General features: G+C 71.2%; 8 protein-coding genes. 4 read left to right on the forward strand and 4 right to left on the reverse strand.

The features are described 5' to 3' along the window. The first annotated feature begins 143 nt into the window (after positions 1–143). Positions 144–1,889, forward strand: coding sequence for a cytochrome c oxidase subunit I (ctaD, locus tag ACIA1L_RS21570; RefSeq protein ID WP_396074642.1), 1,746 nt, complete (start codon positions 144–146; stop codon positions 1,887–1,889). Here the strand turns inward: ctaD and ACIA1L_RS21575 are convergent. Next, a complete protein-coding gene (locus ACIA1L_RS21575; RefSeq protein ID WP_396074643.1) occupies positions 1,865–3,529 on the reverse strand; it encodes an RICIN domain-containing protein in 1,665 nt (554 codons plus the stop codon). The two genes, ctaD and ACIA1L_RS21575, sit on opposite strands and share 25 nt — an antisense overlap. 200 nt (positions 3,530–3,729) lie before the next feature. On the opposite strand from ACIA1L_RS21575, the gene ACIA1L_RS21580 reads away from it, so the two are divergent. Next, on the forward strand, positions 3,730–6,591 hold the full coding sequence (locus tag ACIA1L_RS21580; RefSeq protein WP_396074644.1) for a helix-turn-helix transcriptional regulator: 2,862 nt from the start codon (positions 3,730–3,732) through the stop codon (positions 6,589–6,591). 19 nt (positions 6,592–6,610) lie between these two features. On the opposite strand, the gene ACIA1L_RS21585 is transcribed toward ACIA1L_RS21580, so the two are convergent. Then, a complete protein-coding gene (locus tag ACIA1L_RS21585; RefSeq protein ID WP_396074645.1) occupies positions 6,611–7,726 on the reverse strand; it encodes a hypothetical protein in 1,116 nt (371 codons plus the stop codon). Positions 7,727–7,892: 166 nt separating this feature from the next. On the opposite strand from ACIA1L_RS21585, the gene ACIA1L_RS21590 reads away from it, so the two are divergent. Both ACIA1L_RS21590 and ACIA1L_RS21595 read left to right on the forward strand, forming a co-directional pair. Further along, positions 7,893–9,356 carry a diguanylate cyclase domain-containing protein gene (locus ACIA1L_RS21590; protein WP_396074646.1) on the forward strand — a complete coding sequence of 488 codons (1,464 nt, stop codon included), beginning with the start codon at positions 7,893–7,895 and terminating at the stop codon, positions 9,354–9,356. A 66-nt stretch (positions 9,357–9,422) separates the two neighbouring features. After that, positions 9,423–10,046 (forward strand): DM13 domain-containing protein, encoded by a 624-nt coding sequence (locus ACIA1L_RS21595; protein WP_396074647.1) that lies wholly within the window; start codon positions 9,423–9,425, stop codon positions 10,044–10,046. Between the two features lie 136 nt (positions 10,047–10,182). Here the strand turns inward: ACIA1L_RS21595 and ACIA1L_RS21600 are convergent, their stop codons facing one another. Continuing rightward, positions 10,183–11,025, reverse strand: coding sequence for a maleylpyruvate isomerase N-terminal domain-containing protein (locus ACIA1L_RS21600; RefSeq protein ID WP_396074648.1), 843 nt, complete (start codon positions 11,023–11,025; stop codon positions 10,183–10,185). A 97-nt stretch (positions 11,026–11,122) separates the two neighbouring features. Next, positions 11,123–12,613, reverse strand: coding sequence for an NAD(P)/FAD-dependent oxidoreductase (locus ACIA1L_RS21605; protein ID WP_396074649.1), 1,491 nt, complete (start codon positions 12,611–12,613; stop codon positions 11,123–11,125). Between the last annotated feature and the right edge of the window lie 33 nt (positions 12,614–12,646).

Genomic DNA, 12,646 nt, shown 5'->3' on the forward strand with positions numbered 1-12,646 from the left:
TCCGGGATGCGCGCCGGACCCAGTTCATCCTGGCCCATTGTCGCCACCGCCGGCATCGCATCGACGAGCTTGATGCGCGCGTCGGGTCATCGGCGTAGCGTCAGGGCGGTCGCTGAGCTTGCCGTCACCCCCCGGAGGACGTCATGACCGCCGTCGCCCCGAGACCCGTCACCCCGCGTCCCTACCCGGTGCGCCCGGCCGTCCGGGGCAACGCGCTGGCCCGGACGTTGCGCACCACCGACGCGAAGCAGATCGGGATCATGTACATGGTCACCGCGTTTGCGTTCTTCGTCGTCGGCGGGCTGATGGCGTTGCTGATGCGGGCGGAGCTGGCCCGGCCGGGCATGCAACTGCTGTCGCCGGAGCAGTACAACCAGCTGTTCACCATGCACGGCACGATCATGCTGCTGTTCTTCGCGACGCCGATCGTGTTCGCCTTCGCCAACTTCGTGGTGCCGCTGCAGATCGGCGCCCCCGACGTGGCGTTTCCGCGACTCAACGCGTTCGCGTACTGGCTCTACCTGTTCGGTGGGATCATCGCGGTCGGCGGGTTTTTCACCCCGTCCGGGGCGGCGGATTTCGGCTGGACCGGCTACACGCCGCTCAGCGACAGCACCCACTCGCCGGGGCTGGGCGGGAACATGTGGGTGGTCGGGCTGGCGCTGTCCGGGCTCGGCACGATCCTCGGCGGGGTCAACATGATCACGACGATCCTCACCCTGCGGGCGCCCGGCATGACGATGTTCCGGATGCCCATCATGACGTGGAACATCCTGGTCACCAGCCTGCTGGTCATCGTCGTGTTCCCGTTCCTGGCGGCCACGCTGTTCGCGCTCGCCGCCGACCGCATCCTTGGCGCGCAGGTCTTCGCCCCGGAGACCAACGGTCCGATGCTGTGGCAGCACCTGTTCTGGTTCTTCGGCCACCCCGAGGTGTACGTGGTGGCGCTGCCCTTCTTCGGCATCATCACCGAGGTCATCCCCGTCTTCAGCCGCAAACCGCTGTTCGGCTACAAGGGACTGGTCAGCGCCACGCTGCTGATCGCGATGCTGTCCTTCAGCGTGTGGGCCCACCACATGTTCACCACCGGCCAGGTGTTGCTGCCGTTCTTCAGCTTCCTGAGCTTTCTCATCGCCGTACCCACCGGGATGAAGTTCTTCGTGTGGATCGGCACGATGTGGCGCGGCCAGCTCAGCTTCGAGACGCCGATGCTGTTCGCGCTGGGCTTCATGATGACGTTCCTGCTCGGCGGGCTCACCGGCGTGCTGCTGGCCTCGCCGCCCATCGACTTCCACGTCCAGGACAGTTACTTCGTCGTCGCGCACTTCCACTACGTCCTGTTCGGCACGATCGTGTTCGCGGTGTTCGCCGGGGTCTACTTCTGGTTCCCCAAGATGTTCGGCCGGATGCTCGACGACCGACTCGGCAAGGTGCACTTCTGGCTGACCTTCGTCGGATTCCACAGCACCTTCCTGGTGCAGCACTGGCTCGGCGCCGAAGGCATGCCCCGCCGCTACGCCGACTACCAGGCCACCGACGGGTTCACCACCCTGAACATGATCTCCACCGTCGGCTCGTTCGTGCTCGGCGCCGCCACGCTGCCGTTCCTCTACAACGTGTGGAAGTCGTACAAGGCCGGCCAGCTCGTCACCGTGGACGACCCGTGGGGACACGGCAACTCGCTGGAATGGGCGACGTCCAGCCCGCCGCCGCTGCGCAACTTCGACCGGATGCCGCGCATCCGCTCGGAACGCCCGGCGTTCGACGCGAAGTTTCCCGAGCTGGCCGCCGGACAGCAGTCGGTGGCGGGCCCACCCGAAGGCGGAGCCCGCCCGCTGAGCGACGAGTCGGACGGCGGAGCCCGCTACCCGGAGGACCGCGCGCCGTAGACCTGCTTGCTGTCGCGCAGGAATCCGGTCGCCGGCAGCCCACCGTCGGCGCGCCGGGCTCCCTGCGCCACCGCCGGGTCCGTGCCGGCCACCGCCGGCGCGCCACCGCCGTTCCACGAGTTGCCCTGCTCAGCGACCCGGTCGCCGAGCACCAGCTTGCTGCCGTTTGCCAGGTCGAGGTTGCCGGTCAGCGCGGCCTGCGAGTCGTGGAAGAAGAACCCGGCCCCGCCATTTCGGTACGCGGCATTGCGCGTCACCCGCAGCGCACCGGCGTTGGAGTTCTCCGTGAACCCGTTCGCGGTGTTGTCCCACGCCTGGCTGTCCGTGACGACATGCGCCACCGGCGGGACCGGACGGCCGCCACCCAGCTTGAACCCGTTGCCGTTGCCCTCCCAGCCCGCCACGTTCCACCGGTTCACCCCATTGCCGTACGCCCAGCTGCGCGCGATGGTGACCGGGCTGGTAAACGCCCACAGGTCGATGCCGTCGTCAGCGTTGGCGAACAGCCGAACCCCCTCGATGACGTTGCCTGCGCCGGAGCCGAACTTCACGTCGATCCCGTCGGCGTTCTGGCCCTTGGTCGCGTCGTCGTGGTTGTGGTGGAAGTCGCTGTCCACGATCCGGTTGCCGATCGTGCCCTCGCCCCGCAGCGTGAACCCGCTGGACTGGTGGTCATGCGAGTCCAGCCGCTGGAACACGTTCCGCTGGCACGACGTGCACACGTACGGATGGTTGCGGGCGTTGCGCAACTCCAGGCCCTGCACGGTCCAGTGGTTCGACCGCTGGTCGATGCCCCACTGGTCGGCCGGCACCGCCCCGAAGTCCAGCACGGGATGTTCCCCGGCATAGTTGCTGAGCATGATCCGCGCGGTGGCGGTTCCGCTGGTGGTGATCCGGGTGGTCACCGTTGGCCGGTAGACGCCGCCCCGCAGCGCGATCGTCTGGCCCGGCCGCACCACCTCAACCGCCCTGGCCAGCGTGGCGAAGGGCTTCGCGAGCGTGCCGGGACCACCGTCGTCGCCGGTCGGCGCCACCACGAGGTCGGCCGCGGTCACCGGAGTCTCGGTACGCTCGCCCGGCGCCGCCGCGTCCACGGCGGTGAAGGTCCACCGCTTGTTCGAATTGTTGGTGCAGGTCTCCTGGATGATCGCCGCGCCCGGTGTGGTCTGCGCGCCCAGATCGCTGAGGCACAGCCCGCTGTTGGCGTTGATCACCCGGATCGTGCCCTTGCGAGCCCGCTGCAACGTCCAGAGCTGGCTGGTCCGTTGCCCGTCGCAGGTGTCCTGGACGACCTGGCGACCGCTGGTGGTCGAGCCATCCGGCACGGCAACGCACAACCCGCTCTGCACATTCGCGAGCGCGAGCAGCCCGCCCTCGGCGGCGACAGCGCGGAACTGCTGCCAGCTCGCCCCGGCGGCACAGCCCCACTGCTGCAGGCGGGCACCGCGCACCCGGCTGCCATCGGTCACGTCCAGGCAGAGGTCACTCCGCTCCACCCGCAGGGTGTACGCGGTGCCGGCAACCGGCAGCCGCGCCGTACCCGCGTCGGAGGGCAATGCGGCGGCCACCAGGCCAGCAGCGGCGGCAACACCGCTCACCAGGGCCAGTGACAGGGTCCAACGCTGACGAGAATGCGGCACCAAGCTTCCTTCCAGCCGTCCGGCGCAGGCCGGGATCCACGTACCGAGCATCAAGTGGCCGCCGGGCCGCGAAAGGTTGCTCGCCGACGCAGATGTGTTCTGTGTCGGCCTCCCGTCTCCACGTTGACGACCGTCGTCCGTCGATGGATAAGATCCAGCGCGCGGAGGGCGGCATGCGCCCCGCGAGGGGGGACGGACTCGTGCGCGAGACACTGGCCGGCCGGACCGCGGAGCTGGCCGTGCTGCGCGACGCACTGGACCGACGCGCCGCCGGGCCCGTGGTGGTAGGGGTCTGCGGAGATCCCGGCATCGGCAAGACCCGGCTGCTCGCCGAGCTGGCCGCCGAGGCCCGACGGCAGGGTTGCCCCGTCCTGGCCGGCCAAGCCGCCGAATTCGAACGCGAGGTGCCGTTCGGCACGATCCGCAACGCGCTAGCCGACCACGTCGACACCCGGGCGGCCACGGCCCTCGTCCCCGGCCCACGCGCCGCCGACCTGCAACTCTTGCGGACCATCTTTCCCCGGCTGTCCAGCGAGCCGGCCCCGCTCGACGAACCGGTGCTGCTGGCCTCCGAGCGCTACCGGGTGCACCGGGCGGTGCGCTCCCTGTTGGAGGTCATCGCCGCCGATCGTGGGCTGGTGCTGATCCTCGACGATCTGCACTGGAGCGACCCCGGGTCGATCGAGCTCCTCGACCACCTGCTGCGCCACCCGCCGCGGGGCGGGGTGCTGCTCGCCCTGGCGTACCGGCCGCGGCAGGTGCCGGCCCGGCTCAGCCACGCCCTGACCGAGGCGGTCCGCAGCGGGCTCGCCACGATCGCCTCGGTCGGTCCGCTGTCCTTCGCCGAGGCCGCGCCGCTGCTACCCACCGAGGCCAGCCCCCGACGCCGTCGCCAGCTGTACGACGCCAGCGCCGGCAACCCGTTCCACCTCGAACTGCTCGCCCGGGGCGCCGCGATCGACGGCACCGAACCGCCGCCCAATGTCGCCTCCGCACTGGCCGGCGAGTTCGCCACGCTCGATCCAGACCGCCGGCAAACCCTGCACGCGGCGGCCGTGACCGGAGACGACACCGATCCCGGCTTGCTGTCCGCCGTGGCGGAGTTGCCGTTGGGCACCGTGCTCGACGCGCTCGACGACCTCACGGCGCGGGATCTGGTGCGCCCGGCGGGATTCGGCGGTGCGGTACGGTTCCGGCACCCGTTGCTGCGCAATGCCGCGTACCACCACGCCGGGCCGGGTTGGCGGGTTGCGGCCCACGCTCGGGCCGCTGCGGAACTGCGTCGGCGAGACGCGCCCCTCGCCGAGCAGGCCGTGCACGTGGAAGCCTCAGCCGTCGTCGGCGACCTGGAAGCGGTCGCCCTGCTGCGTACGGCGGCAGAGGAAGCGCTGCGGATCACCCCGGCGACAGCCGCGCACTGGCTCCGCGCCGCGCACGCTCTCCTCCCCCGGCAGGCCGCAACCACCGCCACCCACATCGAGCTCCTGCACCTGCGCGCCGAAGCTCTCGGCATCACCGGGCGCCTCGACGAGGGTCGGGCCCTGCTCAGCGAGATCCTGGGCCTGCTCCCGCCCGGCAGCGAGCCCCGGTCCCGGGTGATCAGCTTCCTCTGCGCGCTGCTCCACCTGCTCGGCGAGCACGAGGAGGCACACGCCCTCGTGCTGCGCGAACTGGACGGCTCGCCCGCGCCGGTGGGCCTGGCGGCCGGCACGTTGCGGGTCGCGCTGGCGCTGACCACCCTGATGACCGGTACTGCCGGCGACGCCACGGTCACCGAGGCCATCGGCACCGCCCGCAGCACCGGAAACCGGGCGTTGCTCGCCGCCGCGCTCGGCGTCGGCGTCGCGGTCAGTCAGGCCTCCGGCAGGGGGGACGAGCAGTCCGCCACCCGGCTGGACGAGGCCCGCGACATGGTCGACGCCATGCCCGACCACGAGCTCGCGGAGCGGCTCGACGCCGCCCTGTTCCTCGGGTGGGGTGAGCTCTACCTCGAGCGGTACGCCCCCGCCCGGCGGCACCTGCGCCGCGCCCTGCGGGTCGCCCGCGCCACCGGTCAGAGCCACCTGATCGGCTCGTTGCAGACCATCGAGGGTGTGGTGCACTGCTGCACCGGCGACCTCAGCGAAGCCCTGCCGTTGCTGGACGACGCGCTGGAATCGGTCACCCTGACCGGCGGTCGCGACGGCCGCGCCCGCGTGCAGGGCTATCGCTGCTGGGCGCTGGTCTGGACCAACGACCTCGACCAGGCGCTGGCGGCGGGCACGGAAGCCGAGTCGCTCGCCACCGGCGAACGCGACTGGCAGTCCGCCTCGGCGGAAGGAATGCTCGGCTGGGCGCGCTACGCCGCCGGAGATTCGGAAGGCTGCCTCGAGCTCATGCTGGGCGCCGGACACGGTCCCGGCCTGCCCAACGTCCGCCCGCTCTGGCGACCCCGCTGGTACGACGTCCTGGCAGCCGCAGCCGCGGCGACCGGCGACCGGCGGCTGACCGGGGAACTGGCCGCTGCCGCGGCCAACCTCCTCGCCGCCGGGAACGTGTTGCCCCGGCACGCCGGGATGATCGCTTTGACCCAGGTGCATGCCGTCCTGCCCACCGACCCCCGCGCCGCCGCCGGGCACGCGACCCGGGCGACAGCGCTGTTCGCCCACGCCGGGGACCGGCTCGGCGCCGCCCGCTCCCGGCTCTACCTCGGTGCGGCCTACCGCGACGCGACCAGTCCCGCCCGCGCGGGCAAAGAGATCGCGGCGGCCCGCGCCGATTTCCGGCGGTGTGCCGCCACGCCGCACTGGCTGGGCCGGATCACCGGCATCCCGCTCGACGAACCGGACCCGGCAGAGTCGGCGGACCCCTCGGTCCGCCGACTCACCCCCCGGGAATTGGACGTGCTGGCCCTGCTCGCCGAGTCGCTGACCGCGGCCGCCATCGGCCGCCGCCTCGGCATCAGCACCGGTACGGTGCACAAACACCTCGCCGCTCTCTATCGCAAACTCGGCACGTCAGACCGGCTGGCGACCGTGCTGCGGGCCAGGACACTCGGCTTACTGCCGGACGCCGGGTCCTGACCCGCAGACCACATCGCCGTCAGCCGACCACGAACGGGCCGACGTGGTGCAGCAGGAACGGCGCATCCACCGTCGCGCCGGCCGGGTTGTGGCAGACCACATTGGCGATCTCATCGGAGACGTACGCCTCGACCTTGCAGCGGGCGTTGTTGCCGCCGATCGAGGTCACATTCACCGCACCGCCCTGCGCCGCCCAGCCATAGTTGACCTTGTACCGGCCCGCGGAAAGCCGGTCGATGCGACTCGTGCCGGACAGGAACCGGTAACCGGCAGACGGCTCGTAGGACGCCGCCGTGGGCTGATTCGCATACAGGTACGACGTCGGGTGACCGTCCGAGTTGCAGCAGACGCTGGACCCGAAGAAGTTGCCGTTCTTGACATAGCTCAGGGTGAACTTGGTGTCAGCCGGCTGTCCCCCAGCGTTGTAACAGCGAACGTGGATCCGCTGAGCGGTTCCCGCCGGCGCCCAGTTCCACGCCGTGCACCATTCGGTGCCAGTGCCGTACGCTGTCACCTGCACGTGCCCACCCGCAGCGCCAAGGCTCGGTGCGTCGACGGTGTAGACCCCGGCAGGCGCCGCCGCCTTCGTGATCTTGTTGATTCCGCCGGTGGAGTTGTAGCTGTAGTTCGCGGGTGGCGTGTAAGAGGCGGCCGTGGGCTGACTGGCGAACACGTACGCCATCGGAGTGCCACCCATACCCGTCTTGTTGAAATAGCTGAGGGTGAACTGGCTGTCGATCGGCGCACCGGTCCGATCCAGGCACTTCACCAGCACCTTCTGCGCGGTCCCGACCGGCCCCCAGCTCTGCACCTTGCAGTACGCCGAGTCGGTACCGTACGCGGTGACCTGCACCGTGCCCGCGCGGGCGCCCAGTTCCGGCAGGTAAACGCCGTACAGCCCGGTGTCCTCGGCGCAGACCTCATTCACCGGCTCCCAGCGCACCGAATGGTACTGCCGTTCGGCCGGCACAAGACACATCGAGGCGTCCGTGCTGTCGAGAGTGACGAACGCAGCACCGTACGGACCGGCGGCGTAGGCAGCGGTCGGCAGCAGCGCCGACGCGACAACAGCCGTGACTGCGGTAGCGGCACCGGCAAGGCGCCGCAGCCAGCGGGACGCGGAACGGGCGGACATGACGAAACTCCTCGGCGCCGGGTGACGGGACCCCCGCAGTTTTCCGTCCTCACGCATCGACGGACATACTCAGTTCTCCCCATTGCGGGGGCGGCACCCCGCGGAGCCGGTGCCGGACGGCGGTTTCTCGGTTGCCGGCGGGTGGCAGCTGCCCGCGGGACCAACGATGCACTCGGCGGCGGCCGATGGCAAGGTCATGACGCGCCGGCCGCTGAGCCTCTACCTGATCGCCGCCGTGGTTGCGGCGTCGGTGTCTGCGGCCACGGCGGCGACGCCCTGGGGCGACCCGTGGTACTTCAGCTGCTACCTGCCGCTCTGTGTGCTAGCCACGGTCCTGGCCGTCAAACAGCAGCGGACCCGCGACCGGACTCCGTGGCTGTGGGTCGCCGCCGGCCAGTTCCTCTGGCTGGCCGGAGATGCGGTCTACCCCCTGGCCGCGCTGCAGGACGAACCCGAGAACGGTGTCCTGCAGGCGGTGCTGTGGACGGCCGGCTACCTCGCCTACGGCATGGCCCTGACCACCATGGCGCGCCGGCGGGCCGGGCGGTGGCTGCGACCCGCTGTCCTGGACATGCTGACGTTGGTCACCGCCGCGACGATCATCGTGTGGGTGGTCTTCGTCTCGCCGTACCTGGCGGATGCGGCGCAAGACCCGCTGAATGCGTACCTGACGGTGATGGGGCCGCTCGGGGATGTCGTCATCCTCGGCGGGGTTCTGCTACTGGTTTTCTCCCCCGGCACCCGCAGTGGCGCCACCGGTCTGCTCGTCGGGTCGGCGGTCCTGCGGATCGCGTCCGACCTGGGCCTGTCGTTTATTCCGTCGGATGACCTCGCCATCATGGTCGGCACCGGGGTGATCCTGCTCAGCAACGCCGTTCTGGTGGGCGCCGCTCTCCACCCGAACAGCGGTGAGTTGACCGCTGCGGCGTACCGGGCACCGACCGTGCACCCGGCGCGGCCCTGGTTCCTCGGCGTCGGGCTGCTGACCGCACCCGCGATTCTGTTCCTGCGCGCCAACTACGCGCCGCTGGAACGCAGTGTGCTGTTCGCCGCGACGATCGTGACGACGATGCTCGTCCTGATCCGGTTCACCGCGGCCCTGCGCTCGCTCGAGCGGATCCAGCGTCAGCTCAGCTTCCAGGCCACCCACGACCCGCTGACCGGCCTGCTCAACCGGGCCGCTCTCAGCGAGCGGCTCGAGGCGTCACCACCCGGCAGCACCCTGCTCTACCTGGACCTCGACGGCTTCAAGGCGGTCAACGACCAGGCCGGGCACGCCGCGGGCGACGCCATTCTGTGCGCGGTGTCGCATCGCCTGCGCGCTGCCGTCCGCGACTGCGACGCGGTGGCCCGGCTCGGCGGCGACGAGTTTGCCGTGGTCCTGCACGGGCTGGGCAACGATGCCGCCGTCGCGGTGGCCGAGCGCCTCCTGCGCGACGTCGCCCTGCCGGTCGAGCACGACGGTGCGGTGCACAGCGTCGGCGTCAGCATCGGCATCGCGGGCGGGATGCCACCGGAGTCCGGCACCGACTGGCTCCCGGCGACCCTGCTGCGCGTCGCGGACTCGGCTATGTACCAAGCCAAGCGTTCCGGTCGCGGCCGGTGGGTGGCCGCCGGGGCGTACGCCTGATCCGTAAGAACTTGGTAAGCACCACACCCCTACCGGTTGCCGGCTCTGCCCGCTTGACTTGACCGCATGATCAAGCGACTCCTCACCAAGCCGGTCACCTGGCTGGCTATCGTCCTCTTCGCCGCGGGCGGCGCGGCGGGCCTGCACTGGTTCCAGCCCTGGCGGCTGTTCACCTCGAGCACGGTGATGGACCAGCTTTCCGCAGCCGCGCCGGCCGCACCTGCACCCGCCTCCCCTGCCGCATCCGGCAAAGGCATGAAGCCCAGCATGGGAATGACACCCGCCCAGGGCGGCATGCCCAGCGCCGGCGCCGCCAAGGCGTCGACGGCGCCCGCCACCGGCCCGGTGCTGGTCCGACAGGGCACCTTCGTGACCCACGAACACGAGACCACCGGGATGGCCCGCCTCATCCGGACCGTCGATGGTGGACACCAGCTGGAACTGGCCGGCCTCATCACGTCCGACGGCCCGGACCTCCGCGTCTGGCTCACTGACCAGGAGGTCAAGACCGGGGTGTCCGCCTGGAAGGTCTTCGACGACGGCCGCCACCTCGAACTCGGCCGCCTCAAGGGAAACCGCGGCGACCAGGTCTACCGCCTGCCCGAGGGCGCCGACCCCGCCGACTACCGCAGCATCACGATCTGGTGCGCCCGATTCTCCGTCTCCTTCGGCGCCGCCGCGCTCGTCTAGGGCGCCAACCGGCGCGCTACAGCAGGCGGACCGGCGCCGCGCGCTCGCGCGACCTGCCAGCGCTCGCTGACCTGCCAGCCGACGCGCTCGCGTGACCTGCCAGCCGACGCGCTCGCGTGACTTGTCAGCCGACGCGCTACGGGAGCCGGAACAGCGTGGGGAAGCGGAGGCCGTACCAGGGCCGGCGGCCGAAGCTGAGTGCGCCGCCGGTGGCGATCGCCCGTCCCAGGCGGCGTCGACGGAAGCCCACCAACAAGGCGTCACAGCCCGACAGCGCCAGGACGCAATCGACCGGGCGGCCGTCAGCCGGGGCCACCCACGCCCGCCCGGCGGCCACCCCGATCACGAAGCGCGGAGCGCGCCGAACGCGCACCTCGAAGCTGCCGGTGAAGCCGCCGGCGCCGGTCGGGTCGACGAGCAACGGCAGCATCTCGCTCATCACGGTCGGCGCAGCCGCTGCGGCGGACCGCTCGTGCAGCCACGGCCGGATCCGCAGAGCGCGCGCCAGGTCGTACCCGTGCACCACGCTTTCGCTGACGCACAGTGCGGCAAGCGTCCCCACGGTCCGGGTCATGCCGTTCCCGTACCACGGGGTGATCCGCTCAGCGGCGAAGTCCGGTCTGGTGTCCAACGCGGCGAGTAACTCATCGGCGCACTCGCGGAGCCCGTCAGCTGCCGCACGCGGCCCAGTGAAGGACACTGCCTCCAGTGCCAAGGCGTTCGTCGCGGCTACGACGTCCGGCACTGCGGTGCCGGTGCCCAGGTTGGCGGTGATGTCCGCACCGTAATCGGCGCCGCGCACCGCCAGCGCGAAGACCCGGTAGACCACGCACAGGTGCGCGACCAACTGGCCCGCCGTCCAATCGAGCCCTGGCGCCGGCGCGTCCAGGTGCACGCTGGCCCGCACCCGGTCGATCAGGTGGCGACTTTCCCGGTCCAGTGCGGCTCGGAGGGCGGTCGGGTCGGGATCGACGATCATCTTCGGCAGTCTGCCCGACAGGTCGCGAATACGCACCCCTCCCGCGTGGGCGGCAGCCGCGCGGATCCGGCGCCCGCCAGCGCGACGGTAGTGCGCGCTACTTATCCGCTGTACCGACCGGGGCCGGTGCATCGGGCAGGGCAGGTCCGCGCCGGCCGCGCAGCACCCGCGCGGCGACGCCGGGGCGGAACAACGCGGTCGGTGGGGCGAGCAGGTAGAGCACGTCGGCGAATACCCGGGCGACGTACTCGTCATGGTTGCCGACGTCGGCCGTGCGGTCGAGATACCAGTTACTCAGCCGGGCCGACCAGCCCGGCCGGGGCCCGACCGTGGACGGGAAGCGCAGGTCCGCCCCGGTGGCGATCTGCCAGGGCGCCACACTGCACTGCGCCACGGCGGCCTGGGCGGCGCGGCCGAAGGTGCCCGGGTGGGCGCGCAGGTGCTCATCGAGTTGTACGGCGGCCTGGGCGGCGACCGTCATGCCTTGGCCGTACACGGGGTTGAAGGTGCAGGCGGCGTCGCCGACGACGAGGAAGCCGTCCGGCCAGTGCGGCATGCTCTCGTAGTGCCGGCGGTGGTTCGCGGTCCGCCGGTAGCCGTGGATCGGGGAGTCCGGGGTGCCGTTCTTGATCGCCTCGTAGAGCACCGGGCTGCGCAGGGTCCGGGCGAACTCCAGGAACCCCGGCTCGTCGGTGGGCGGCACGTCTCCGCCGAGCCCGCCCAGCGTGACCATCCACTTGCCGTTCTCGATCGGCAGCAGCACGCCGGCCCGGCGGATGTCCGGCGCCTTGGGCATCAACAGGATGCACTTCCAGCCGCCGGTGGCGCCCTCGGGCAGGGTGTAGCGGCGGCTGGCGTAGGCGAGGCCGGACTCGACCCGGCTCTCCCGCGGCCGGCCATAACCGAGCTTCTCCAGCCAGTCCGCCGCCCGCGAGGCCCGGCCGCTCGCATCAACCACCAGGTCAGCGGCCAGTTCCTCGAGGCGGGACCCGGCGGACCGTTCCCGCACCAGCACACCACCGACGGCCCGCGCCCCGGCGAGAGACGGCAGCCCGCCACCGACCTCCCGCGCCCCAGCGACCGGCGGCAACCCACCATCGACCGCCTGCGCCCCAGCGACCGGCGGCAACCCACCATCGACCGCCTGCGTTCCGGTGGCGGGCAGCAGGCCGGCCACTTCGTGGCCGGTGCGGAACTGCACCCGTCCGTCCTCGGCCAGCCACCGGCGCAGCGACCAGTCGATCAACTCACGGCTGGCGCCGACGAGCCGATGTGTGGCCGGGAACCGGTCCCGCCACCCGGTCGGGCTCAGATACAGCACCTCGGTGGGCGCGGCGACCGGCACCGCGCCCCGCTCGTGCAGCCCGGCCATCAATCCAGGAAACAGCCGGTCGAGCGCCAGTTGCCCGGCCGGGATCAGCACGTGCAGGTGGTGGGCCTGCGGCAGCCCTTTGCGTACGGTGGGTCCGGCCGGAAAGTCGTCACGGTCCACGACGGTGACGCGGTCGACGTGGTCAGCGAGGACGCGGGCGGCGCAGAGTCCGGCGAGACTGCCACCGATGACGACAGCGTGGCGAGGTGAGGGCATGACAGCAGCATCCCATCATCATCGATCGACTCC

The organism is Actinoplanes sp. NPDC051859 (genome assembly GCF_044452725.1).
In the GTDB taxonomy this organism is placed as follows: domain Bacteria; phylum Actinomycetota; class Actinomycetes; order Mycobacteriales; family Micromonosporaceae; genus Actinoplanes.

What these genes read in the sequence shown, in the direction of transcription:
- ACIA1L_RS21595 (WP_396074647.1), top strand. Translation starts at nt 9,423, where the DNA reads ATGATCAAGCGACTCCTCACCAAGCCGGTCACCTGGCTGGCTATCGTC.
- ACIA1L_RS21600 (WP_396074648.1), bottom strand. Translation starts at nt 11,025, where the DNA reads ATGATCGTCGATCCCGACCCGACCGCCCTCCGAGCCGCACTGGACCGG.
- ACIA1L_RS21590 (WP_396074646.1), top strand. Translation starts at nt 7,893, where the DNA reads ATGCACTCGGCGGCGGCCGATGGCAAGGTCATGACGCGCCGGCCGCTG.
- ctaD (WP_396074642.1), top strand. Translation starts at nt 144, where the DNA reads ATGACCGCCGTCGCCCCGAGACCCGTCACCCCGCGTCCCTACCCGGTG.
- ACIA1L_RS21605 (WP_396074649.1), bottom strand. Translation starts at nt 12,613, where the DNA reads ATGCCCTCACCTCGCCACGCTGTCGTCATCGGTGGCAGTCTCGCCGGA.
- ACIA1L_RS21585 (WP_396074645.1), bottom strand. Translation starts at nt 7,726, where the DNA reads ATGTCCGCCCGTTCCGCGTCCCGCTGGCTGCGGCGCCTTGCCGGTGCC.